The organism is Enterococcus gallinarum NBRC 100675, assembly GCF_001544275.1.
Classification (GTDB): domain Bacteria; phylum Bacillota; class Bacilli; order Lactobacillales; family Enterococcaceae; genus Enterococcus_D; species Enterococcus_D gallinarum.
On the sequence record NZ_BCQE01000004.1, the window covers coordinates 128,285 to 153,667 of the forward strand.

A 25,383-nucleotide genomic window follows, 5' to 3' on the forward strand; every position below is an offset into this window, starting at 1 on the left:
ACGATAACATTCGTCATAAAACTATTTTAACTATCATTTAAAATAACAAAAAATCTTAATTAGATCAGTTTGATTGACACTTTCCGATCCTCTTAAGATTTTTTACGAGTACTAAAGGTAGCTCTTATTTATTCGAAGTATTTCCTGGTATCAATCTCGTCTTGTTGCAGTTGTTCAATCAAGGCTTCTGCGCCACTAAAAGCAACTTGATCTCTCAAAAAGTGGTGCCAGCGAATCGCAACAGTCTCTCCATAGATATCTTGATGGAAATCTAAAATATAGATCTCCACTGTTAATTGTCGGCCTTGGCCAAAGGTATCATTATGACCAATCGATCCCATAGACGGATACCAGCGATCACCTACTTTAAGCTCGGTAACATAGACGCCTTCTTTTGGCAGGCGCACTGTACTCTTGACTTTAATATTCGCTGTCGGAAAGCCAAGTTCGCGTCCTCTGGCATCGCCATGTACGACAGTTCCTTCAAACTCATAAGGATACCCTAACAGTCGATTGGCTTCCGTCATTTCTCCGTTCTGTAAAGCGGCGCGGATTCTTGTTGAGCTGACTTTCTCACCTGTCAAAGTTTCCTTGGGAACGGTAATCACTTCAAAACGGCCTTGGGCATAAGAAGGTAAAAGAGCCATGTTTGCTGTCTCTTTCTTACCATAGGTATAATCGAATCCAGCCACGACCACTTCCGCATGTAAACCTACCATGTATTGATCGACAAAGACTTGCGGCGCTAAATTTGCAAAAGCTGAAGTGAAATCAACTTCGTAAAGATAGTCGACTCCTAAATCAGCCATATGGGCTTCTTTTTGTGATAAGCTGGTTAGATATTGCATTGCCTCAGGATCCACTTTTTGAAAGACAATGGATGGATGCTGGTTGAATGTCATCAATGCCAGTTTCAATCCTTTTTCTTTTGCTGCTGCTTTTCCTGTTTCAATAACTTTTTGATGACCTAGATGCACACCGTCAAAAAAGCCTAGAACCAAAACGACAGATTCTGATGGAATGACATCTTTATTATATGGATGACGTAACTCGATAATTTCCATTCTTACTCTCCTATTTCTGTACGAATAACTTTCGCAGGTTTTAATAGCCCCTGTTTCCTTTGATGCGGCATATAGATACTAACGACTTTATCTTGATAAAACAATGCCACAGGTGATGCAGGAGGTTCTTGAAGACCAAAACTATGATATGGCAAGGGCATGCCATTCTTGACATTCTGCCACAACTTCTCATCAATCGCAATTTTGGGAAACCCGCTTACCCCATATTCAATGGGCTGCAGCAACTCATTGATTCGCCCTGACTCCATTGCTTCACGAACTTCTGCAAGCGTAACAGATTGATCTTTGGTAAAGCCGCCGCTTGCTAAACGAGTCAAGTCAGACATATGAGAAGCTACTCCCAAAGCAGCACCCGTATCGACGGCTAACGTACGGATATACGTTCCTTTCCCACAGCTTACTTGAAACCGCCATGATTGGGTGCCACTTGTCTCATCAAAGATTGGATCGCTGATCCGCTCAAATGAATGAATCAAAGCTTGCCGTTTTGGACGCTGGACTTCTTCATTTGCCCGGGCATATTCATACAAACGTTTCCCATTGACTTTAACTGCGGAATACATTGGCGGAATTTGGGTAATTTCACCAGTCAAACTTGCCATTGCACGATCGACTTCTGCTGTAGTAAAAGGTTTTGTTAAAGGCGTCCTTTCAACGACTTCACCCGAACGGTCTTCGGTCGTTGTGGAAAAGCCTAGCGTGATCTCTCCTGTATATATCTTTCCGGAATCCACCAAGTATTCCACGACTTTGGTTCCTTTGCCAATGCAGATCGGCAATACACCGTCTACATCAGGATCTAGGGTTCCACTGTGTCCGACTTTTTTTGTATGTAAAATTTTTCGTAGTTTAAAGACACAGTCGTGACTGGTTTGACCACGTTCTTTCCATAATGGCAAAATTCCATCCATAGTATCCCTCCGCTTCTTTTTCAACTTGACCATTATACCATATTCTAAAAAAACTTAGTATGGTCTTAAAGTCTTTCAGAATGATATTCGTTCATGATACACTTATAATATAAGGAGGTGCCACATGATTGTATTCGTTTGTTCATTGATTGGTTTCATACTTTTTTTATATTTGGTTCAACGTGGTACGCTGCAACAACAAGAGGAGGCACTGGCTTTATTTGTTATCAAGAGCCGAACACCTGCTTTAACACGGATGATGCTCTTTTTTACAAATTTCGGTAAAGCATTGCCCACGATCATCTTATTGTTATTGCTTTATGTTTTTCCAGCTACACAAACTATCCTAGCGCCAAAAACAGCAGCGAGTGTCTTACTTGTCTCTGCATTTGCTTATCTGATTAAACGGATCGTCCGCAGAGAACGACCAAACGATCATCGGTTAGTCGAAGAAAAAGACCACAGCTTCCCTAGTGCCCATGCTGCTACTTCTGCCGCACTTTATGGAACTGTAGCGATGAATATGGCTTTTCTTTTGCCACCTGCTGTTCTGCCCATGAGCATTCTTGCGGTCCTACTCAGTTTTATGATTGGGTTCAGTCGCGTTTATTTAGGGATCCATTTTTTGACAGATGTTATCGGTGGGTGGTTTTTAGGATTAGCAGTTGCTGCATTGATCACCATTTTGTTATGATTTTTGGCCTTGCGCAGTATCTGCTTGATCATTGTAGAATAGCCTCACCTCTCAGTAATAAAAAAAGGCCGCATATACGCGGCCTTTTTTTATGTGATTCTTTATTCGCCTTTATGCAAATCGCGAATCATTTCATCGATTTTATTTCCATGTTGAACAGATTCATCTAGTTCAAATTGCAACTCCGGAACTTTATATAATGACAGTGCCTGTCCCAATTCACGACGGACTAACCCTGTTGCTTTCTCTAATCCGGCTTGTGCTTTTTGCTTTTCAGATGCAAGATCACTCAAAGTGCTGTAGAAAATCGTTGCTTGCTGCAAGTCCCCTGTCACGCGAACATCTGTGATGGTAACCTCTTGAACACGAGGATCACGGACTTTCTTACGAAGTATTTGATTCACTTCTTTTAAGATTTCTTGGGCAACTCTACGGTCACGATAATTAGCCATTCAAAAAACCTCCCTGATAACTAGTGTCTTAATTCATTGGTACTTCTTCCATTACGTAGCCTTCAATCACATCGTCTACTTTGACATCATTGAATTTCTCGATCATGGCACCACATTCAAAGCCTAGTTTTACTTCTTTCACGTCATCTTTGAAACGTTTCAAACTAGCTAATTTTCCTTCATAGATCACGATGCCGTCACGGATTACCCGCACACCGCTGTCACGGCGAATGCTGCCTTCCGTTACATAACAACCGGCGATCGTACCAACTTTAGAAACTTTGTAAGTTTCACGAACGATCATTTGACCAGTGATTTTTTCCTCAAATTCAGGATCAAGCATCCCTTTCATCGCTGTTTCGATTTCTTCGATAGCTTTGTAAATGATTCGGTGTAAACGAATATCGACTTCTTCGGCTTCGGCTTGTTGTTTAGCTTGCGGAGTTGGCCGCACATTGAAACCAATAATGATTGCGTTACTTGCTGCTGCAAGTGTCACGTCACTTTCATTGACTGCTCCAACTGCTGAATGGACAATATTGACCCGAACGCCTTCTACATCGATTTTCTTCAATGAAGCACCCAACGCTTCAGCAGAACCTTGAACATCCGCTTTAATGATTACATTGACTTCTTTTAATTCGCCTTCTTTTAGGCTTTCAAACAGATTGTCAAGCGTTACCCGGCTGCTGGAAGCGCGTTGTTCCATCACGGCGCGTTTCGCGCGTTCTTCCCCTGCTGCACGAGCTGTCTTTTCGTCTTCAAATGTAACGAAACGATCACCAGCTTGCGGCACATCATTCAATCCGGTAATTTCAACCGGTGTAGCTGGTCCCGCTGTTTTGTCCCGACGGCCTAAATCGTTGGTCATCACACGAACTCGACCGAATGTGTTCCCGACAACGATAGGATCACCTACATGTAACGTTCCTTGCTGTACCAATAAGGTAGCAACCGGACCTTTTCCTTTATCCAGACGAGCTTCGATCACTGTACCGATCGCCCGTTGTGTTGGATCTGCTTTCAAGTCTTCTACTTCAGCAACAAGTAAAATCATTTCCAGCAATTCTTCAATATTTTGACCAAATTTAGCAGAGATTTCTACAAAGATGGTATCGCCACCCCATGCTTCTGGAATCAATTCATATTCACTTAATTCTTGCATTACATGTTGCGGGTTCGCACCTGGTTTATCGATTTTGTTAACCGCAACGATGATTGGTACTTTTGCTGCTTTAGCATGGTTGATTGCTTCGACAGTTTGTGGCATTACACCGTCATCTGCTGCTACAACTAAAATCGTAATATCAGTGATACTTGCTCCCCGTGCCCGCATACTTGTAAAGGCCGCGTGTCCAGGAGTATCCAAGAAAGTAATTGGTTTGCCATCGATATCGATTTGATAAGCACCGATATGCTGCGTGATCCCACCAGCTTCTCCGCTTGTCACGCGAGAATGGCGCAATGTGTCTAATAACGTTGTTTTCCCGTGGTCAACGTGTCCCATGATGGTAACTACCGGCGGACGAGAAACAAGATTTTCTTGGTTTTGTTCTTCTGGTTCAAAGAATTTATCGATATCCGCGATGTCGATTTGAACTTTTTCTTGTGGTTCAATGCCGTAATCAGTTGCTAACAATTCGATCGTATCTTTATCCAATGGTTGGTTCTGATTGACCATAACTCCCATCATGAACAATTTCTTGATGATCTCAGCTGGCTCACGATAGATTTTTTTCGCGATATCCGCTACATTCATGCCTTCTGTATATTCCAACACTTCTGGTAATTCACGGAATTTACGTGCAGGAACTGGCGGTTTTTGTGATTGTTGCTGACGGCCTTTTTTCCCTTTTTTGTTAAATTTGTTGCGGTTGTTGTTATTGAAATTATTGTTGCGTCCGTTGTAGTTTGACTTACCACGGTTTTGATTTCCACCGCGATTTTGGTTATCACCAGCTGGACGGTTTTGTGTTCCTTGACTGCTAGTCCCTTGGTTTGGACGACTTTGTTGTCCTTGGGCTGGGCGATTTTGACTTTGATTTCCTTGGTTCGGACGATTTTGCTGTCCCTGAGCTGGGCGATTTTGTTGCCCTTGACCGCTAGGACGGTTTTGTTGTCCGGGTTTGTTGCTTGATTGATTCGTTGGACGGTTTTGCTGTCCTTGCCGATTGTTTGTGGTTTGATTATTTGGACGATTTTGTTGTCCTTGTGTTCTATTTTGGTTCGTTGGACGATTTTGTTGTCCTTGATTGTTGCGATTTTCTTGGTTATTCACTCGATTTTGACTTCCTTGGTTATTTGGTCGATTACTTCCTTGATTTGTTGATCCGTTGTTTTGACTTGTTGGGCGGTTGGGTTGTCCTTGACCATTAGGACGAGAATTCGTCGTATTCCGCTGCCCTTGATTATTGTGTCGGTTCTGGAAGTTAGGATTATTTCTCTGCGTTTTAAATTTCTTTTGCTCTTGTTTTTCCGGCTGGTTGGCTGGTTTCTGATTTGCGGGAGTTGGTTTTGCTGATGATCGATCATTTGGATTGCCGCCTAATGACTGCCGCAATTTTTGCGCCTCTCCATCTGAGATCGCGCCCATGTGATTTTTCACATCAAAGCCTAAAGATTGTGCTTTTTCAACAACCTCTTTGCTCGATTTGTTCCATTCTTTTGCAAGTTCATAAATTCTTTTTTTTCCCATGCAATCACCTTCCTAACCTAATATTAATTCCTGCACCTTCTTTGCAAATCCTGCATCTAGAATGCCCACCACCATTCGCGGTTTGCCAATGGCTGAACTGATTTCATCGGCAGAAAATGTATCTAGGAGCGGAATTTCATAATAAGAACTTTTGTCCTTTATTTTCTTTTGTGTATTTTTACCAGCGTCACTAGCGACAAGTACGAGAGCTGCTCGTTGTTGACGAATCTCTTTTAACGTCATCTCTTCGCCAGTGATCAATTTCCCAGCACGCATGGCTAGTCCTAACATATTCAATGCTTTTTGTTTATTCATTTGCAAATAACTCTCTTCGGGCTTTTTGATGCGTCACATAGTCTAAGAGTTCTTGATAAAATTCATCTGACAATTTCGTCTCTAATACTCTATCCAAGATCCGCTTATCCCAAGCTAATTGCGCTTCCTCTGGTTCGATAGCGATGTACGCTCCTCGACCCGGCATCTTGCCGGATGGATCGATCGCAACGGTTCCTTCTTTCGAACGGGTGATGCGCAGCATTTCTTTTTTGGGAATCATTTCCCCTGAAACAACAGATTTTCGTAAAGGAATTTTTCGTTTTTTCATCGCGATCTCTCCTTGACTTATTTTTCGTCAAAATCCATGTTTTCGTAATCGTCTGCCGTCATATCTGAAGCAATGATCATTTCGTCGTGAGACTCATTGTCTTCGACATTGCTTTCTTGACTTTCAACAGCCTCGCCTTCATCGATATAGGCGCCTTCTTCTAATTTTGCATAAAATTCTTCCATGTCTGACTCCGATTTGATATCGATCTTAAAGCCAGTCAATTTCGCAGCCAAACGGGCATTTTGTCCGCGTTTACCAATGGCAAGCGATAGCTGATAATCAGGTACGACTACCGTACAAGCTTTCGGATTATCCACATCAAAAATAACATCAGTCACTTCTGCTGGATTCAATGCATTTGCAATAAATACCGCTGGATCATCATTCCACTCAACGATATCCATGTTCTCACCTTTTAATTCATTAACGATTGCTTGAACCCGTTGTCCTTTTGGACCAACACAAGTTCCGACAGGATCGACATTGGCATCAAATGAGCGCACAGCTACTTTAGAACGGTCTCCTGCTTCTCTGGCAATGCTGACGATTTCAACTGTACCATCATAAACTTCCGGTACTTCTTGTTCAAATAAACGGCGTAATAAATCAGGATGACTACGGCTTACAAAAACTTGAGGCCCTTTCGAAGTATTTTCGACCCGAGAAACAAATACTTTGATCCGATCGTGAGGTTGATAGAATTCATTTGGCATTTGATCTTGTTTTGATAATACTGCTTCGATTTTTCCAAGGTTCACATAGATATAGCGATTGTCTTGACGTTCAACGATCCCTTGCAGGATATCTTTTTCATAGGCACTGAATTCATTGTAGATGATTGTCCGTTCTGCCTCGCGCACCCGTTGCAAAATGACCTGTTTTGCTGTTTGAGCAGCTATCCGGCCAAAATCTTTCGGGGTCACTTCGAAACGGATCTTATCGCCAATCTCGTAAGCAGGATTGATCGTCATGGCTTCTTTCAAAGACACTTCCAATTGAGAGTCCATTACTTCTTCGGTCACTTCTTTGACTGCATAAACGTGAATATTGCCTTTTTTCTGGTCAAATTCAACTTCTACATTTTGCGCTTGACCATAATGACGTTTGTACGCTGACACTAACGCGGCTTCCAATGCGTCAATGACGATCTCTTTTGAAATGCCTTTTTCTGCTTCCAATGCATCAAGTGCATTTAACATTTCTTTACTCATGATTCTTCCATTCCTCCGTGTTTAAAATTGGATTGCTAAACGAGCTTTGGCAATATTTTTCCGTTCGATCGTTAGTTCTTTTTCTCTTGTTTTGATTCGAATCTTAATGACTAGTTGTTCTTCATCAAAGGACTGCAAAAAGCCTTCAAATTGCTTTTCGCCTTCCACCGGCTGATACAAGGAAAGATGGATATACTCTCCAACTGCACGGTGATAGTCCTCTTCTTTTTTGAGGGGGCGTTCAGCACCAGGCGAGGATACCTCTAAGAAATAGGCTTGTGGGATCGGATCTGGATCACAGGCATCCAATTTATCACTCAGTTGTTCACTGACAAAGGCACATTCTTCAATATCGATTCCGCCCTCTTTGTCAATAAACACCCTTAGAAACCAGCTTTTTCCTTCCTTAACAAATTCTACCTCAACTAATTCAAAATTTTGCGCTTCCAGAATGGGGGTCACAATTGTTGTGACAGTTTCCACCACTGTACTCACACGACATCGCCTCCTTTATTTCTCAACGAAACGAACTTCATTCCATTAAAAAGAGTGAGCGAAAAAACCGCTCACTCACTCTAAGTATCATTACTATGTAAATATAACATAGTTTACTAACAAATTCAAGTATCCTAGCATTTTGTGGCTTTTTCTGAAAATTTTCCATCTAATTTCTTAAAATTTCTGCCCCCAGAATACTTCCTTGTTCCCTATATCTCAAAATGGACAGCTGTCTTTCTAGATTCAAGCAATGAAGGCGACAAGCTTCGCGATGACTTGTGGAAGCAAAGCCTTCGGATCAAAATCCATCGGCGCTTGATCAGGAAAAAAGTGCCACATGCGGTAGCCATAAACGCCCAGAACAGCAATCATCAGTCCAAGCCAAAAGTAGCGATTTTGATTGATACGCTGAACCATGGGCTTTTTCCAGAAAATGACAAGTAACACTAGCAAAGGAGCGAGCCAAAAAAGTGGATGAAAATAAAAAGCGCCTGGTATGTCACCTTCAAAAAGATGCAAATAGGCGCGAGTCATTCCACATCCAGGGCAAGGAACCCCCGTCAGCAGTTTAAACGGACACATTAATAATCGGTCCAATCATCAGTGTCTTGAGTAACTGATTGGCTTGCAGAATCTGCAGACTCCCACACTTGATTCATATCCGATTGTAAAATGGCCATATTGATAATGTCCAAACCAAAAATCGCTAAGACAACAAACAACACTTTATTATCATTTATACGTGGAAATTTCGTTTTTTCCTGTGCAGTGATAAAAATGTCCGCGATTCGATACCACCAATAAATTTGGTACAACCCGCAAGTAATGATCGTCAACAACACAGACATGCCTGGGGTAAGGCGATAATCTTCACTATATTCTGTCAAATCTTGCGTGGTTTGGTATAACCAGAAAAGTGAATAGATGCCGCAAGTAATAATAGTTAGTAAAATCACCATTAAAATGGACTTTTTCTTGGATTGATAATTTTGATACATCGGTTACTCCTTCTAAAAGATTGAATCTTTTTACTTTTCTTCCAATTATACACCAATCCAAAAAAGTGGAAAGTCCTTTTAAAGGAAATTTATTTCAATAATAATGAAAAAAAAGGATGTAATCTAAGCTTTTTAATAAACGAAACCTCTGAGGGACATTGGGGATGCTGTTAATCTCCAACTAGTCTCCAGTAATAACGCCAGCTGGAGAAACACCTTTTTTCCACTGTCATTCGGATAGTCTCATTTTTTGCTTCTATTACAATCCTTTTATTACAACCCTTTTAATTCATTTATACGCGACTATAATTTTTTACTTCTGCTGCCATTGCATCAACAAAGATATTTAGTTCTTCAACGTTCGTTTCTTTGCTGCCATAACGACGAATATTGACAGTTGCATCTTTGACTTCTTGATCTCCGACAACTAACTGATAAGGAATTTTTTGCATTTGTGATGCGCGAATTTTGTAGCCCATTTTTTCATTGCGATCGTCCACTTCCACACGTAAACCTTGTGATTGAAGACGTTCTTTGATCTCATAAGCATAATCGCTGTGTGCATCGACTGAAACAGGAATGATCGTTGCTTGGATCGGTGCCAACCAAGTTGGAAATGCACCTTTGTAAACTTCTGTTAAGTAGGCAACGAAACGTTCCATTGTTGAAACGATCCCGCGATGGATCACGACTGGACGATGTGTATTTTCGCCATCTTCACCAACATAAGTTAAGTCGAAACGTTCTGGTAATAAGAAATCTAATTGGATCGTGGAAAGCGTTTCTTCCATACCCAAAGCAGTTTTTACTTGAACGTCTAATTTTGGACCATAGAACGCTGCTTCCCCTTCTGCTTCGAAATAATCCAAATTCAATTCATCCATCGCTGCTTTCAGCATGGTTTGGGCATTTTCCCACATCGCATCATCATCGAAGTATTTATCTTTGTTTTCTGGATCACGATAGCTCAAACGGAAGCGGTAATCTGTTACATTGAAATCTTTATAGACTTCAACCATCAAATCCAAAGTACGTTTGAATTCATCTTTGATTTGATCAGGACGAACAAATGTATGTCCATCATTTAGAGTCATTTCCCGAACCCGTTGCAACCCAGAAAGAGCGCCAGATTTTTCGTAACGGTGCATCATCCCTAATTCAGCGATACGAATCGGCAATTCACGATAAGAGTGAATATCATTTTTGTAGACCATCATATGATGCGGACAATTCATCGGACGAAGAACAAGCATTTCGCCATCTCCCATGTCCATTGGCGGAAACATATCTTCATGATAATGATCCCAGTGTCCAGAAGTCTTGTAAAGATCAACATTTGCCATGATTGGTGTATAAACGTGTTGGTAACCTAAACTTACTTCTTTGTCCACGATGTAACGTTCAATTGTACGACGAATGGTTGCACCTTTTGGCAACCAAAATGGTAGCCCGGCACCAACTTCTGGAGAGAGCATGAATAAGTCTAACTCTTTCCCTAGCTTGCGGTGATCCCGCTCTTTGGCTTCTTCTCGTAAACGAATAAATTCTTTCAAATCTTTTTTGTCAAAGAACGCTGTTCCATAGACCCGTTGCATCATTTGGTTATTTGAATTTCCACGCCAGTAAGCTCCTGCCACAGATAAAAGTTTGAACACTTGAATCCGTCCTGTTGATGGCACGTGAGGCCCGCGGCATAGATCAACAAACTCTCCTTGTTGATAGGCAGTAATCGTTTCATCTTCTGGTAGTTCACTGATCAATTCTACTTTATATGGATCTTCAGCAAATAGTTCTAAAGCTTCTTTTTTCGATAATACACGACGTTCGATCGGTAGATTTTCTTTAACGATTTTCATCATTTCTGCTTCAATTGCTGGTAAATCTTCGGCAGTTACAGGGTTTTCTCCATTATCTGTATCATAATAGAATCCTGTATCGATAGCTGGTCCCACTCCAAAATGAATGTTTGGATAAAGGCGACGCATCGCCTGAGCCATTAAGTGAGCTGCTGAATGGCGAACCAAACCTAAAGCATCCTCATGATCCGGTGTGACGATTTCGATTTGTGCATCCTCTTCAATCCCTCGATCAAGATCAATCAACTGACCATTGACCTTTCCTGCTAAGGCTTTTTTCGCTAAACTTTTAGAGATTCCTTCAGCAATTTCTTTTGTTGTGATGCCAACTGCAAATTCTTTTTTCGCCCCATCTGGGAATGTAATTGTTAGTGTCATTTGTTTTCCCCCTACTGATTTATTTGATCAATGAATGATTTGAACCAAAAAAAGTCCTAGTATCAGATAACGATACTAGGACGAAGATTTCGTGGTTCCACCTAATTTCAAATACAACAACGCTGTATTTCTTTGACGGGATAACGGTACGACCGCCTTTGTTTCAACAAAGGTTTGAAAAAGTGGTCATCCATTGGTTTTCTTCCAGGAAATTTTCAGCCGTGATTTCCCTCTCTTATCGAAGACTCTCAAATTCAGGTGTCTTTTTCATCAATCAATTATGGCTTCATTTAACCACTATCTGCTTAAAAAATCAAGTAAATTATTTCCAATCACCATTAACTGCATACTGACCTTTTTTCATTTCGTTGATAATGACATGAATATGTTCTTTTGGTGCCCCAGTATTTTTGTGGACTGCTTCAGTAATTTCTTTCATCATATTGGTCAATTGTTCTTGCGATCGGCCTTCTACTAATTCTACATGAATAAATGGCATAGTCATCACTCCTCTGTTCATTAGTATACGCTTCTTAATTATGCTCTGCAATAATCCGCTCTATTATCGAACGACTGTTCCTTATCAAGAATAAGCGTTACTGACAATCTAAAGATTCTTCCATTTCATTTGGCTGGCTCTTCACGCCATTTTCTCGAATGCCATTTTTGAACATACTTCATCACCTTACTGGCTTCATCTTCATGGTACAAAAAATGGTGTTGTCTGCTTACATAACGAGCAATCTCATCAAATAGTTGAACGATTTTCCATAATGATTCGCCGCAAGCCTCAACAGATGAAAAACAAAGCGCCGTCAACCGCTCATACTCTTCTTCTGATAAATAACTTTGAAGATATTTATGGTTCTTTCCGGTACTGAGACGATAGTCTGCTTGATGCGCTAGATACCAGTCATATTGCCGAAGCAACTCTTGCCAGCAAATTTGGTACAAATGGTCGGCGGCATAGAAAAGCTGATTTCTGACAAGCCCTTTGACGACATAAGTCGCTACCCACCAAAATTCGTTACAACTGTCATGAAACGCTTTTTCTGTCGGTGGTTTAATAAAAAAGATAGAGGCATCAGGAACTGTCATTCCCTCTAGAAGTTCTTTTGGATCATAGAGACGCTCAAGAAAGGGTTCAGCTTGCAACAAATGGATCAATTCAACTGGACAAAGCATCAAGTCTATGCGATTGCCATCTTCAAAATGCATCAAAAATGTAAAACGACCTCCCAAAGAGGGTTGCGAAAGCACAGAACTTTCTGGAGTCTGCATGATCATGATCTGTCCGAATTCTTCCAGCCAGCTAGGTTCTGCTATTAGTTCTTGCATATTGTCAACAATATAAACGATATCATAATCTTGAAACCGATCGCTTATTGCATTAGGTTCTCGCCGGGACCCAGAGATTGCGATTGCTTGGACACCAATTTTTTGACCAACTCGTAAAATCACTGCTATCATTTCAGCTTCATTCCGCACAGCTATCCCCCCTTTCTTTGAACCCATTGATCTCAAAAGCATACTTAAATTTTACCATAGAACGATTTTTCAGACGACATTCGTAAAGATTGTATGCTATAATTTTATGTCGCAATTTTTTTAAGGAGGATTCCTTGTGAACGAACGTCAAAAAGAACAACTACATGTCGATGATACAATCGCATTGATTCGAAGAGAACAAATGGTCTTAGCGCAGCAAAAAGCGGACTTGGCTACAAAAATGGAGGATCAGTTAAAAGAGATTTCCGAAAAGAAGATTCGTGGTGGTGATAGCGAAGCTTTTTACGAATCTGTTGTTGAATATCAGCAACACGAGCAAGAATTGCTGCTAAAATATCGAACAGCGGAATCTCAAGAGAAAAGAGTCAAAACATTGGAAACAATGGCTAGCAATCCTTATTTTGCCAGAATTGATTTTCAAGAAGAACAAGAAAAAGAAACACTTTATCTAGGGATCGCCTCATTAAGGGATCAGCAAGAAGAAACAATTGTCATCGATTGGCGGGCACCTATCGCAAATTTATATTACGAAGGAGAATTAGGCGAAACGTTTTATGAAACAGAAACCGATCGCTTTACAGTTGAGTTGTTGCTGAAGCGTCAATTTAAAATTCAAGAAGGTCAGATTTTGTCTATGGTGGACACTTCAGAAATCATCAATGATGAGTTTTTGCTGGAGATTTTAGACGAAGCCTCTTCTTCTCAAATGAAAAATATTGTCTCAACGATCCAAAAAGCACAAAATCAGATCATTCGTGATACTACTAGCAAGTTCATGCTGATTGAAGGAATTGCCGGCAGTGGTAAAACATCGGCACTGTTGCAACGGGTGGCGTTCTTGCTTTATCGCAACCGCAAATGGCTGGATGAAGAACAAGTCTTGCTTTTCTCTCCCAATCATTTATTTTCTGATTATATTTCAATGGTCTTGCCTTCTCTTGGGGAAAGTGAAGTGCCAACACGTACGTTCCACCATTTCATCCAAAGAGCTCTGCCCAATTTCCAAATCACAAAAGAAACACAGCTAGAAGAAACTTTCTTATCAGGAGCAGACGATCGGATTGAAAAGATCAAAAGCAGTCTAAAACTTGTCAAATTGATTCAACGATACGTACAGAAGATTTCTGCGATCGGTCCGTTATTTCGTGATTTAAAAATTCAAGGACAGACATACATTACGAAAGAACAAATCCGTCGTTGGTATCAAGAAACCAATCAAGAGCTTCCTTTGTATCAACGGAGTCAATTATTACAAACAAAATTACTGAAAAAAATCGGTGGTCTTGAAAAAGATGAGGCCAAAAAAGATTGGGTCAAAGAAGCAACCGAAGAGCAGTTGCAGCAACATTTTGCCAAAGATCCTTATCAAGAGTACACAGAAGAAAATGAACGCCGATTGCGTAAGCAAATCCGCCAGCAAATCGTTAAGAAAAAATTCCGCTCACTAACTCGTGGTGTCAAACAATACCAGTTTATCAACCAAACCAAGCAGTATTTACATTTCTTACAGGCAGTTCCTAAGACGTTGTTAGACGATCAAGCGATCCGTGACGAAGATTGGCAACAACATCTCCGACTTCTGAGGGAAGGTCTGCGGCAACGCCAATTGACCCAAGAAGATGCCGTGCTATTCTTTTTGCTGATCAAACAACTTTACCCAATCTATGTGGATGAAAAAGCACGGTTTATTTTCATTGATGAGATGCAGGATTTCCCGCCTGCTCAAGTGGCTCTCTTACGTCAATTATATCCTAAAGCCGGAATTACTTTATGTGGTGATCTAAATCAGAAGGTCTACGGTAATGAAACGATCGTTGGTTCGTTGGAAGAGTTGTTTCCTGCTGACAGCGTGACTCGGTATCAACTAAAAACCAGCTATCGTTCAACGAAAGAAATCACGGATTTTGCCAACCAATTCTTAACTGGTTCTGATCAAGTTGAATTGACAGCACGCGAAGGGTCTCTCCCTCAAGTCATTCAAACCGAGAACGAAACAGTTGGTCTGGACTACTTGCAGCAAGCATTAACCAAATCACAGTCACACTGGCGCACAGCTATCATCTGTAAAACAGCTGCCGACTGCCGAGCGCTTTATGCTCAGCTCTCTGAAGAGATGCAGGATCAAGTTCAATTAATTACTTCAGAGGAAGATTTTATGAAACGTAAAATCATGATTTTTCCAGCCTTTTTAGCTAAAGGGTTGGAATTTGATCAAGTATTCTTATGGACGTATGGGACTTCTTTTGTGACTGAGCAAGATCAATTGATCTTCTATACCATGGCGACCCGTGCCATGCACCAATTGATTGTTTTGCAAAATAACACCAATCAATTGCTAGAGAAAGCTGATCCCGCAACCTACGCATTACAATTGCTTTAAGGAAAGTGATTGATACATCAAAAAACGAGAGCAAACGGACACTCCGTTGCTCTCGTTTTTGCTTAGCGATAAATGATCAATCAAACAATATTCTTCTCGACAAAAGCCTTGTTTGATTGGTATTTGTTTGGTCATTTTTTTACAGGGTTCGATCACCCCTTCAATTCACCGATAAAGAGTCTCGTTTCTGGATATTTCATCGCGACAATCGTCAAAATCATCTGAAGTTCTGAAACATTTTCTTCATTGTCAGGATCAAAGATTTTACTATGTTTTCCAATACTGCCATTGTCGATCAATCGATAGATCCGGTTCCATTCCATAAATTGTTCGACATCTGTAAAGTGACTGAGGGGAAAACCGGAACCATCTAGAATTTCTGTTAAACGAAAAGCAATATAAGAACTGTCGATCACATATTCCTTTTCAGGATCAATTTGACTACTTTTCTGAAAATCAATGATTGCTTTTTCTGGACGATGATGCAGCAGCCACTCTAACAACAAGAAAAAGCCTTCCATCCGATAATTGTCCAAAAATAAGCGTTGGGACGCTTCCGATACTCGGAAAACCAGCGGGATCAAAAAATTCCGTTTATAAATCAGTAAAGGCGCACGATCTACCGTCACATTCAAGTAGCGATTCAAATAGGTGGCTCCACGAAAACCGCCCAAACGGTATCCCTCTACACCGTATTTTTTATATTTGCGGCACAGTGCAGAACAATCAGAAACTGAGACAGATACTTCTGCTAATTTATCGTATCCGCTTAAAATCCGATCAAAAGGCTCTAAAACGATTTTTTCTTCCAACTCTGCCGCTCCCTTCTTGCTCATACTGCTAATTACTTAAATAATAACATAAAAAAAGCGATTAAACCAAAAGAAATACCCCTTTGTTTTTTGAAAACAATAAAAATGAAAGTAAAAAAACACCCCAGAAAGCACAGATAAACTTTCAAGGATGTCTTACTTTTATTCTTCTTCGCTGTCTGCTACATTATGATAAACGTTTTGGACATCTTCTAAATCTTCTAGTGCATCGATCATTTTTTCAAATTTTTCAAGATCTTCTCCAGTCAAAGTGACTTCATTTTGAGGAATCATTTGCATCTCAGCAATTGAAAACTCAGTAATTCCTTTTTCTTTTAAAGCTTCTTGAATCACATGGAAATCACTAGGTTCTCCATGGACGATGATTTGACCATCTTCTTCAAGAACATCGCGCACGTCGATGTCTTTTTCCATCAAATATTCTAAGATGTCATCTGCATCCGTACCAGAAAAACCAAATAATGCCGTATTATCAAACATGTAAGCAACTGCGCCAGAAACACCCATGTTTCCGCCATTTTTACCAAAAGCTGCTCGTACGTCTGCTGCAGTACGGTTAACATTATTCGTCAATGTATCGACGATTACCATTGAACCATTTGGTCCGAACCCTTCATAACGCAATTCGGAGTATTGTTCGTCCCCTGAACCTTTTGCTTTCTCAATTGCTCGGTCAATGATGTGTTTTGGTACATTGTATGTTTTTGCACGTTCAATAACAAAGCGCAATTTTTGGTTCGCATGAGGATCAGGATCACCTGATTTTGCTGCCGCGTAGATTTCGATTCCAAATTTTGCATAAACTCGGCTATTGTTTGCATCCTTAGCAGTTTTCTTTGCTACGATATTTGCCCATTTACGACCCATAATTTCACTTCGCTTTCTTTATAATCAAAATTCCTTAATCATTATACTTGTGATTTCCTGTTCTGTGAAGTAATTTCAGTTCAATTCTTTAGAAAAATAGGGGAACGACCAAAATTTTGTTCTACAATCTGTGGTGATGCCAACTGATAGATTTGATCTACCCGTAAAGAATACCCAAAACGTTCACTTTCCTTTTTGCCAAATTTAGAAATGAGCGGCAGGTCTGTTTTCTTTTTAACTTGCTTTAAATAATTTTGTCCTGCTGTTGTAAACCCCAAAATACGAATCCCGGTATTCTTTTGTGCTTGTTGGACTTCTTCACTGGTTGCTTGAAACAATAGATAACACATCAACCGCTGAAGTCTAGTTCTAGTATACCGTTTTGTTTTCAGAAGTGCCATAAATTCCGCAAAAGAAGTGGCGTGTAAACAATCTTTGATCCGATATTCTAATCCTTCGGTCACTTGATACCGGGTTCGCAATTGTTCAAGAGGGGTGGCGATAAGTTGGTACTGCAACAATGGCCAAAAAAACTCCCAATCAATCGCTTGGTCTAATAAATCATTTCTTACACTTTCAGGAACGTACCCTTTAATCTCTTGACCTGCCTTCACAGCTTTGCGAATAGCCGTCGCACTGGCAATCATCCCACCAGACAATTCTTGCGAGTGATAGGCCGCTTGTTTCCTTGGAATCGGCAACAGTTTCATTGGTGATGGATACTGACACGTTTCACGAGCATAACGCATACCCAATATGTGATTAGGCAAATGAGCCTCTGCCAAAAAGTCTGGATAGACTGCTGCAAAAGCCGCATGCATTTTTTGTGTATAGGTTTGGTTCTCAGAAGCATTTTCACGGAAAAACTGGTTGATGACTTCTTGATTGTTTTGCTCAAAATGCGCAAATGCTTCATAATCAAACGGTTCGGGAGCGTCCGTTCCAAAACATAAAAATGAGCAATCCAATGATTGCAGAATTCTAATTGCTCCTTTTGCAAAGAAATCAGCTGATTGAACTGACCAAGCCGGCGGTAATTCTACAATTAGATCTACGCCATTTTCGAGTGCAGCTCGAGCACGCTGCCATTTGTCAACGATTGCCGGTTCTCCTCGCTGCAAAAAATTGCCACTCATCACCGCCACAACAACATCCGCTCCGGATGCTTTTCTAGCTTGCTGGACATGAAATTCATGGCCGTTATGAAAAGGGTTATACTCTACAACAATACCGCATGCTTGCATTTCTCCACTCCTTTCTCCCATCAGCAAAAAAACTTAAGTTCTTTTTAATCTAAAAAAACCGCAAACAATCACAGCTTGCGGCAGACAAAGAACCAGCGACGGCTCTTTTCATTTGGCGGACTATCAATAAAGTCTGCATACATTTCGATTTCAGAGAAGCCGGCATTTTCCAACATCCGCTGATAACTTTCAAGCGAATAGGTGCGTTCTCGGTGTAGTTCATCCATTCGTTGGAAAGTACCATCCTCATTTTGCACAAAAAAAGTCAAAAAATGTTCGATGCTGTGAGGAACTTCTCCTTGGTAACTTTCCCAGAGAAAGGCAAACTCATCTGTTTGATAGTGGTAGCTGTAATCAGGGAATACTTCATCGATCTGGTATGTTGAGTGTACATCGAACATAAATACCCCGTCGTCACGCAAGCTGTTATAAACCCCATCGAAAACTTGCTGGACACTTTGCTCATCTTCCATATAACAGATTGAGTCAGAGTAACAAGTGATCGCTTCGTAAGTTCCCACATCTGTCAGATCCAACATGTCCCCTTCTACAAATTGGATGGGCGTGTCCTCTTGTTCCGCCCGCTGACTGGCGATCATCAACATTTCTTCTGAAAGGTCTAAGCCGGTTACATCAAAACCCGCTTTAGCGAATTCTACTGCTAATGCACCTGTTCCGCAGGCTAGTTCCATGATTTGTTTTTTTTCACCTAAATGACGGCAAGAAAAATCCAGCCACTTTTGATAGAGACTGGAATCCATTACTTCGTCATAGACAAAAGCAAATGTTTCGTAGGCCATTATTAAGCCACGACCCATTCATTTAGATCAACAAGCGGTGCATCTGACCATAATTTTTCTAAATTATAAAACGCACGTTCTGAAGCGTTGAAAACATGAACGATGACATCACCAAGATCAATCAAGACCCATTTACCACCATCTTTTCCTTCAACACGGCGAACCTCCACTTGGTTTTCTTCTTCTTTGTCAAGAACTTCATCAATGATGGCATTGATTTGTCTTTCGCTGTTCCCTGAACAAATCACAAAGTAATCGGCTAATAATGAAATTTCACGAACGTCTAATGCCATAATATCTTCGGCATGTTTTGAATCTGCTGCTTTAACAGCAATTTCTAAAATTCTCTGGCTATCTATGGTAATTCCCTCCTAATGGTTTGCGACCCAATGATTGTATGTTTCAATCGTCTTGGGATAAATTGGTGCTTCCTTTTCAATCAAATAAAGCAATGTATGTTTCGTTTCATAAGCTACTGCAGCGTCAAGATCAATCATAGCTAATTCACGGGCTTCTTTCACACCGGGAAATGATCGGCCAGGTTCGATATAATCGGCAACATAAATGATCTTATCCAACAAACTCATTTCTGCAGCACCAGTCGTATGGACACGAATGGCTTGTAGGATCTCTTCGTCATCGATGCCTAACTCTCGCTGAACAAAATCGGCTCCCACAATACCATGCCAAATAGCATTGCTCCAATTGAGCAATTCCAAATCAAAACCGTCTCGCCGAATGACAAGTTGGAATTCTTCATCTGGACGCTCTTTGGCATAATCATGAGTCAGCGCAGCGATACTGGCTTTTTCCGGTGAAGCACCGAATTTTTCAGCCAATGCGACTGCCGTTTTTTCCACACCTAGTACGTGCTGAAATCGTTTTTGACTCATATGCATTTGTACTTCCTGCATCAATAATTCGCGTTCAGCAGGCGTATACTGTTGGCTATTCATCCAGATACAGCCCCTTTTCTTGAATATAGTTTAACACATTTTCCGGCAATAAGTAGCGAATCGAGCATCCTTGTTGCACTTTCTTACGAATTATTGTGGAGCTGATATCCATCAAAGGCACATCGATCCAAATGATCGGATAGGGTGTTTCAACGGGATAGCTAGGACGACGAACCCCGACGAAAGTGACCAACTCCATCAACTCATCAATCCGATGCCACTTCGGCAAGTATTGTACCATGTCGCCGCCAATAATAAAGTAATAACTTGTATCAGGGTTCTTTTCAGTCAGTTCCTTCATTGTATCAAAAGTATAGCTTTTCCCTTTGCGTTTCAATTCAATGTCTTCAATCGCAAATCGGGGATTATCCGCGATCGCTAACTGTAACATTGCCAGTCGGTGAGCAGCCGGGATCGTCTTTTTTTCATCGACATGCGGCGGAAGATACTCAGGCATAAAATAGACTTTATCCAAGCCCAAAGCTTGCCCAACTTCTTCACCCATGACCAAGTGGGTATAGTGAACGGGGTTGAAATTCCCCCCCAGTATGCCCACTTGTTTTTTAGGCGCTTGATAAGCCGCTTCTGTTGTATATAAGGTCTGAACTTTGCCAAACGAATTTCCTTGCATGTCAAATCACTCCTATAATGAACGTACGTTTACAGAGATTTTTTGATATTTTTCTTTTGTAGATGGTTTGAATAACACAATCACGCGTCCAATGATTTGAACAACCTCGCATTGAATCGCTTCACTGATTGCTGCTGCAGCGTCCTCCGCCACTTCGTCGGTATTTTGCAATAAAGATACCTTGATCAATTCTCTTTTTTCTAGCGCTTCTTCGATTTGATTGATCATTGCCTCATTCAATCCGCCTTTGCCAATCTGAAAAATCGGTGTTAAATGATGCGCTTCACTGCGTAAAAACCGCTTTTGTTTTCCTCGTAATTCCATGTTCTGCCTTCTTCCTTTAAATTAATGCTTTCCGTTTGATCACATCAACGCCTTTAGGTGCCCAACCAGCAACAACTCCTGGTTTTGTGACTGTGATCCATCCTAAACCTGCAAAAACAATATCTGTTTTTTCTTTGATCGAAAATTCAAAGCGAACTAACTCCGGAAAATCAGCTAACTCATCAGGACGAGGCGGTTGTAAAAGACCGCCAACATGTTTTTGATAAAAGACATCGGCTTTTTCTAACTTCGTGCGATGCAGCACCACATCATTTGCTACATAAGCAATGAATGAGCTACGCTCTCCTTGAATAAAGTCAAAACGTGCCAACCCTCCAAAAAAGAGTGTTTGGCCAGCATTCAATTGGTAGCTTTTCGGTTTGATTTCCTTATTCGGCGCCACGATTTTTAAATCTTTCTTTCCAAGGTAATGAGCCATCTGATGTCGGTGGATGATCCCTGGAGTGTCGATCAGAAAGTGACCGTCGTCGAGAGGAATTTCGATTTTATCAAGGGTTGTCCCAGGAAAACGAGAAGTAGTAATCAATTCTTGGACTCCAGCCGTCTGTTTGATGATTTGATTGATCAATGTCGATTTACCGACATTCGTAACACCTACCACATAGACATCTCGACCTTCTCGATAATGATCGATCGCCTGTAACAATTCAGTCATTTCGGCGGCTTTTTTTGCACTTGTCAATAAAACATCGATTGGACGCAGCCCTGCTTCATGGGCACGCTCTCTCATCCATTGGGTCATTTTTGATTTCTTCAATGACTTTGGCAAGATATCCACTTTATTGCCCACTAGCAACACAGGATTGTCTCCCACAAAACGATGAAGTCCTGGAATCAACGAACCGTTAAAATCAAAGATATCCACTACATTTACGATTAATGCATCTTTTTGACCGAGTTCGTTCAGTAAACGCAGAAAATCATCGTCTGTCAGCGAGACATCTTGGATTTCATTGTAATGTCGCAAGCGGAAACAGCGTTGGCAATAGACTTCTCCGGTTTCTAGCCCTTTCTCTAATGCAGAGAGCGGTGTATAACCAAGCTCTGTTGGATTTTCTGTCTGGATCAGCGCGCCACAGCCAATACAATGAATCATTTCTTCATTCATTATCAAATTCCACCTCGCCATTTCATTTCTGGATTGTGTTTCAATAAATACTTCATAATTCTTCGCTCCAGCAAACGGTTGAATTGTGTTTTCCATGAATCCGTATTAATGATCGGCTTTACTAGGATACTACGGACCCCTGCTCGATTAGCACCTTGAATGTCGGTCATGATTTGGTCACCGATCATCACAACATCTTCTTTTTGCAAGCCAAGTTGGCGGTATCCTTGCTTGATGCCACGAGAAAAAGGTTTCAATGCTCGATGGACGTATTGCAAACCAAAGGGCGCCACGGCCCGTGCGACCCGTTCACTATTATTGTTTGAAACGACAATCACCGGAATTCCCGCATTCTTCATTTCTAACAACCAATTTTTTAGCTCTTCACTACCGTCAGGATCATTCCAAGCAATCAGGGTATTATCAAGGTCAGTTAGAACAGCTTTGATGCCTTGCTTCTTAAGTTGATGGGGAGTGATCTGATAGATGGCATCGACCATCCAAGTCGGTTTAAATTTTGAAAACATAGATTCTCCTTGATTCTTTTATTCATGTGACAAAAATAGTCAATCTGTTGACACGTCTAGATAAAAACAGCTTGTCAGCTGACAAGTCGTCAATCAGTCCCCACAGGGTCACTGATGATTATTTAAAGGCATCCTACTTATAATGCTACTTTCAACCTGTAATTATACAATAGAATCGTGTGAAATACTAGACTGAGCTACAACTCTCAGCAACAGATTTTCATCTAGTTGAAAAAAGCAACGAATCAGCCACTGCTACTTTAAAAAATAAAAAAGCCGAACGATCAGAGGAGTGAGCAATCAATGCAGATTACTTCTGCAGCTTCCTTCCTCAAGAATCGTTCAGACAATTCATTGTTTTTCATCTTGGCCGATATGAACGCACATCACACTAACCAACTTCATGGTCTAAAAAAGATTATAAGACTTTTGCCAGAAAATCGATCGTCCGCGGATTTTGCGGTGCATCAAATATTTGAGCAGGTGTCCCCTCTTCCATAATGACCCCTTGGTCCATGAAAAGAACGCGGTCGCCAACCTCTTTGGCAAATCCCATTTCATGGGTGACGATCACCATCGTCATCCCTTCTTGAGCCAAACGCTGCATGACACTCAATACCTCACCGACCATTTCCGGGTCTAACGCCGATGTCGGTTCGTCAAACAGCATCACTTCCGGCTGCATCGCCAATGCGCGGGCAATAGCGATCCGTTGCATTTGTCCACCGGATAAGCTTTGGGGATAAGCTTTTGCTTTATCTGGTAACCCTACGTCAGTCAACAGTTTCTCTCCGATTTTCCGAGCGTCTTCTTTAGACATTTTTTTTACTTTGATTGGCGACAATGTAATATTATCCATTACTGTCAGATTGGGGAAGAGGTTAAAGTTTTGAAAAACCATGCCTAATTTTTCCCGCATTTGATAAATATCATTTTTTTTGTCAGTAATGTCCGTCCCTTTAAAGTAAATATTGCCGCTTGTTGGTTCTTCTAACAAATTCAAGCAGCGTAAAAAAGTACTCTTTCCTGATCCGGAAGGTCCAATCACAACAACGACCTCGCCTTTTTTGATTTCGGTATTGATACCTTTAAGCACCTGATTTGTTCCAAATGTTTTGTGTAAATCCTTTACTTTGATCATTGTATCCATCTTTTTCCTCCTATCGCCGGTAACCTTTGCCGAGTTTTTTCTCCCATAGATTCAACAAGCGGGAGGTGGTAAACGTTAAAATAAAGTAAATCACAGCGGCAACATATAAAGGAGTTAATGGCTGATACGAACTTGTCACAACAATTTGTGCGCTATTCATCAATTCGTAGATACCGATAGTAGATAACAAAGAAGAGTCTTTGATCAAAACAATGAACTCGTTACCTAGAGGAGGCAAAATATTACGCAAAGCTTGAGGTAAAATAACATACCGCATCGCTTGTGCAGGACGCAATCCTAACGAACCAGCTGCTTCTGATTGACCAAAATCGACCGCATTGATACCACCACGAACGATTTCAGCAACGTAAGCCCCTGAGTTCAATGAAAGGGCGATAATCCCTGGAAATAGTCGTCCAAAGTCAAGATTCAACACACCAAACGAAATCGTCGGCAGTGAGAATAGCCCCTGCAATAACCCAAATGCAATCAATATCTGAACCAGCATCGGTGTTCCCCGTAACACTTCGATATACGTATTAGCGATCCAGCGTAATGGCTTTACTTTTGATAACTTCATCAATGCAAAGGTGATTCCGAGGATGGTTCCTAGGATCACTGTAATAATGGAGATGACAATCGTAATCAATACCCCTGAGATAAAGTAAGGATAATAAGTCGACAAGAAGGAAAAATCCATAAATTTACTACTCCGATCTATTCAGCCGCATTTTCGTTGGCTAAGTCTGTATTCTTTTGAACGTATTCATTGATTGTCCCTTTATCATTCAATTCTTTCAAAATACGGTTCAATTCATCTTTTAATTCTGTGCTGCCTTTTGGTAGAGCGATAGCATAAGAATCATCTGGTGAAGCTTCTAAAGCAATGTCAGCCACTGCCAAATCATCATTTTGAGCAACATATGAGTCTGCAACGGCACTTTCAAGTACTAGCCCATCGATCGATCCTTGTTTCAATTCATTGATCAAGTTAGGCACTTTCGCAATCGAAACCAATTGTGAGTCAGCTAATTGGTTTTGAACCACAGCCTCTTGGATCGATCCTTTTTGGGCGCCTACCTTCTTTCCTGAAAAGTCATCGACTGCAGACAATGCATCCGTATTGTCCTTTTTGATCACGATTTTTTGTTCAGGTGTAAAGTAGTTGTCAGTAAAATCAAATGTTTGTTTTCTTTCATCTGTTGCTGAGATCCCAGAAACTGCAATATCCGCTTTCCCTTGGCTCAATGCAGTTAGAACAGCATTGAACTCCAAGTCCATTACATTGACTTTGACGCCTAATTCTTTGGCGATTTCATTTACCAGATCAATGTCCGCACCGACGATTTGGTCTTTACCATCAATCAGAGCATGGAACTCAAAAGGTGCAAAGTCAGCTGATGTCGCTACATTTAATACATCGGCAGACTTGATGGCTTCTAGCTGATTTTGATCTCCTTTTTTTGACGAATCAGTGTTTGAAGATCCACCATTCCCACATGCAGCTAAAGTTAATAAAGCAGCAACTGTTATAAATCCACTCATCAATTTCTTCATTTGTTTTCTCCCCTTATAAAATAAATAATTATGCATATATTCCCATCTTTATTCAGAATATATACATAATACCACAATGTTATTGAATTTC

The 25,383-nt window shown here is 40.9% G+C and carries 28 protein-coding genes; 2 read left to right on the plus strand and 26 right to left on the minus strand.

Going from position 1 to position 25,383, the window contains the following annotated elements; all coding sequences use genetic code 11:
- Positions 1-128 precede the first annotated feature (128 nt).
- Together ribF and truB are read right to left on the minus strand one after the other, a co-directional pair.
- Entirely contained in the window at positions 129-1,064 is a 936-nt protein-coding gene (gene ribF / locus EG2_RS02785) for a riboflavin biosynthesis protein RibF (protein WP_060813361.1), read from the minus strand.
- Positions 1,065-1,066: 2 nt separating this feature from the next.
- Entirely contained in the window at positions 1,067-1,996 is a 930-nt protein-coding gene (gene truB, locus EG2_RS02790; RefSeq protein WP_060813362.1) for a tRNA pseudouridine(55) synthase TruB, read from the minus strand.
- A 124-nt stretch (positions 1,997-2,120) separates the two neighbouring features.
- Here truB and EG2_RS02795 point away from each other — a divergent pair, with 124 nt between their 5' ends.
- Positions 2,121-2,690 carry a phosphatase PAP2 family protein gene (locus tag EG2_RS02795; protein WP_060813363.1) on the plus strand — a complete coding sequence of 190 codons (570 nt, stop codon included), beginning with the start codon at positions 2,121-2,123 and terminating at the stop codon, positions 2,688-2,690.
- Positions 2,691-2,791: 101 nt separating this feature from the next.
- Here EG2_RS02795 and rbfA read toward each other — a convergent pair whose 3' ends face one another.
- From rbfA to EG2_RS02850, 11 genes are all read right to left on the minus strand, one after another.
- A complete protein-coding gene (gene rbfA / locus EG2_RS02800) occupies positions 2,792-3,142 on the minus strand; it encodes a 30S ribosome-binding factor RbfA (RefSeq protein WP_060813364.1) in 351 nt (116 codons plus the stop codon).
- A gap of 28 nt (positions 3,143-3,170) precedes the next feature.
- Positions 3,171-5,837 carry a translation initiation factor IF-2 gene (infB, locus tag EG2_RS02805; RefSeq protein WP_060813365.1) on the minus strand — a complete coding sequence of 889 codons (2,667 nt, stop codon included), beginning with the start codon at positions 5,835-5,837 and terminating at the stop codon, positions 3,171-3,173.
- A gap of 12 nt (positions 5,838-5,849) precedes the next feature.
- On the minus strand, positions 5,850-6,152 hold the full coding sequence (locus tag EG2_RS02810; RefSeq protein WP_005471295.1) for a YlxQ-related RNA-binding protein: 303 nt from the start codon (positions 6,150-6,152) through the stop codon (positions 5,850-5,852).
- Positions 6,145-6,441 carry an RNase P modulator RnpM gene (gene rnpM, locus EG2_RS02815; RefSeq protein WP_003126378.1) on the minus strand — a complete coding sequence of 99 codons (297 nt, stop codon included), beginning with the start codon at positions 6,439-6,441 and terminating at the stop codon, positions 6,145-6,147. Before rnpM ends, EG2_RS02810 begins: the two co-directional genes overlap by 8 nt.
- Before the next feature lie 17 nt (positions 6,442-6,458).
- Positions 6,459-7,655 carry a transcription termination factor NusA gene (gene nusA / locus EG2_RS02820; protein WP_060813366.1) on the minus strand — a complete coding sequence of 399 codons (1,197 nt, stop codon included), beginning with the start codon at positions 7,653-7,655 and terminating at the stop codon, positions 6,459-6,461.
- A 21-nt stretch (positions 7,656-7,676) separates the two neighbouring features.
- The gene (gene rimP / locus EG2_RS02825) at positions 7,677-8,150 is read right to left on the minus strand and encodes a ribosome maturation factor RimP (protein ID WP_003126376.1); all 474 of its coding nucleotides are present in this window, start codon (positions 8,148-8,150) and stop codon (positions 7,677-7,679) included.
- 246 nt (positions 8,151-8,396) lie between these two features.
- Entirely contained in the window at positions 8,397-8,735 is a 339-nt protein-coding gene (locus EG2_RS02830; protein WP_060813367.1) for a DUF2752 domain-containing protein, read from the minus strand.
- Positions 8,735-9,151 carry a DUF4234 domain-containing protein gene (locus EG2_RS02835; RefSeq protein ID WP_003126374.1) on the minus strand — a complete coding sequence of 139 codons (417 nt, stop codon included), beginning with the start codon at positions 9,149-9,151 and terminating at the stop codon, positions 8,735-8,737. The genes EG2_RS02830 and EG2_RS02835 overlap by 1 nt, the downstream gene beginning before the upstream one ends.
- Before the next feature lie 293 nt (positions 9,152-9,444).
- A complete protein-coding gene (gene thrS / locus EG2_RS02840) occupies positions 9,445-11,385 on the minus strand; it encodes a threonine--tRNA ligase (RefSeq protein WP_060813368.1) in 1,941 nt (646 codons plus the stop codon).
- 322 nt (positions 11,386-11,707) lie between these two features.
- Entirely contained in the window at positions 11,708-11,884 is a 177-nt protein-coding gene (locus tag EG2_RS02845) for a 2-hydroxymuconate tautomerase (protein ID WP_005471289.1), read from the minus strand.
- Positions 11,885-12,009: 125 nt separating this feature from the next.
- On the minus strand, positions 12,010-12,873 hold the full coding sequence (locus tag EG2_RS02850) for an aminoglycoside 6-adenylyltransferase (RefSeq protein ID WP_060813369.1): 864 nt from the start codon (positions 12,871-12,873) through the stop codon (positions 12,010-12,012).
- A gap of 136 nt (positions 12,874-13,009) precedes the next feature.
- On the opposite strand from EG2_RS02850, the gene helD reads away from it, so the two are divergent.
- On the plus strand, positions 13,010-15,274 hold the full coding sequence (gene helD, locus EG2_RS02855; protein ID WP_060813370.1) for an RNA polymerase recycling motor HelD: 2,265 nt from the start codon (positions 13,010-13,012) through the stop codon (positions 15,272-15,274).
- A gap of 152 nt (positions 15,275-15,426) precedes the next feature.
- On the opposite strand, the gene EG2_RS02860 is transcribed toward helD, so the two are convergent.
- The 13 genes from EG2_RS02860 to EG2_RS02920 all read right to left on the minus strand — a co-directional run bounded on the left by EG2_RS02860 (position 15,427) and on the right by EG2_RS02920 (position 25,292).
- Complete coding sequence (locus EG2_RS02860; RefSeq protein WP_060813371.1) at positions 15,427-16,086, minus strand: hypothetical protein; 660 nt, start codon at positions 16,084-16,086, stop codon at positions 15,427-15,429.
- A gap of 162 nt (positions 16,087-16,248) precedes the next feature.
- Positions 16,249-16,974, minus strand: coding sequence for a YebC/PmpR family DNA-binding transcriptional regulator (locus tag EG2_RS02865; RefSeq protein ID WP_003126366.1), 726 nt, complete (start codon positions 16,972-16,974; stop codon positions 16,249-16,251).
- An 80-nt stretch (positions 16,975-17,054) separates the two neighbouring features.
- Entirely contained in the window at positions 17,055-18,218 is a 1,164-nt protein-coding gene (locus EG2_RS02870) for a nucleotidyltransferase (RefSeq protein WP_060813372.1), read from the minus strand.
- Positions 18,219-18,286: 68 nt separating this feature from the next.
- Positions 18,287-19,018 carry a class I SAM-dependent DNA methyltransferase gene (locus EG2_RS02875; protein WP_060813373.1) on the minus strand — a complete coding sequence of 244 codons (732 nt, stop codon included), beginning with the start codon at positions 19,016-19,018 and terminating at the stop codon, positions 18,287-18,289.
- Between the two features lie 2 nt (positions 19,019-19,020).
- The gene (rsfS, locus tag EG2_RS02880; RefSeq protein ID WP_071870132.1) at positions 19,021-19,362 is read right to left on the minus strand and encodes a ribosome silencing factor; all 342 of its coding nucleotides are present in this window, start codon (positions 19,360-19,362) and stop codon (positions 19,021-19,023) included.
- 27 nt (positions 19,363-19,389) lie between these two features.
- Entirely contained in the window at positions 19,390-19,974 is a 585-nt protein-coding gene (gene yqeK, locus EG2_RS02885; protein ID WP_060813375.1) for a bis(5'-nucleosyl)-tetraphosphatase (symmetrical) YqeK, read from the minus strand.
- Positions 19,967-20,605 carry a nicotinate-nucleotide adenylyltransferase gene (locus tag EG2_RS02890; protein ID WP_003126360.1) on the minus strand — a complete coding sequence of 213 codons (639 nt, stop codon included), beginning with the start codon at positions 20,603-20,605 and terminating at the stop codon, positions 19,967-19,969. The genes yqeK and EG2_RS02890 overlap by 8 nt, the downstream gene beginning before the upstream one ends.
- A gap of 12 nt (positions 20,606-20,617) precedes the next feature.
- The gene (gene yhbY / locus EG2_RS02895) at positions 20,618-20,929 is read right to left on the minus strand and encodes a ribosome assembly RNA-binding protein YhbY (protein ID WP_060813376.1); all 312 of its coding nucleotides are present in this window, start codon (positions 20,927-20,929) and stop codon (positions 20,618-20,620) included.
- 16 nt (positions 20,930-20,945) lie between these two features.
- Complete coding sequence (gene yqeH, locus EG2_RS02900; protein ID WP_060813377.1) at positions 20,946-22,058, minus strand: ribosome biogenesis GTPase YqeH; 1,113 nt, start codon at positions 22,056-22,058, stop codon at positions 20,946-20,948.
- A 2-nt stretch (positions 22,059-22,060) separates the two neighbouring features.
- Positions 22,061-22,585 (minus strand): YqeG family HAD IIIA-type phosphatase, encoded by a 525-nt coding sequence (locus EG2_RS02905; RefSeq protein WP_003126357.1) that lies wholly within the window; start codon positions 22,583-22,585, stop codon positions 22,061-22,063.
- Between the two features lie 418 nt (positions 22,586-23,003).
- Complete coding sequence (locus EG2_RS02910; RefSeq protein ID WP_060813378.1) at positions 23,004-23,735, minus strand: amino acid ABC transporter ATP-binding protein; 732 nt, start codon at positions 23,733-23,735, stop codon at positions 23,004-23,006.
- 10 nt (positions 23,736-23,745) lie between these two features.
- Complete coding sequence (locus tag EG2_RS02915) at positions 23,746-24,435, minus strand: amino acid ABC transporter permease (RefSeq protein WP_005471270.1); 690 nt, start codon at positions 24,433-24,435, stop codon at positions 23,746-23,748.
- Positions 24,436-24,452: 17 nt separating this feature from the next.
- Positions 24,453-25,292: a transporter substrate-binding domain-containing protein gene (locus tag EG2_RS02920; protein WP_060813379.1), complete on the minus strand. Its 840-nt coding sequence runs from the start codon at positions 25,290-25,292 to the stop codon at positions 24,453-24,455.
- Positions 25,293-25,383 lie beyond the last annotated feature (91 nt).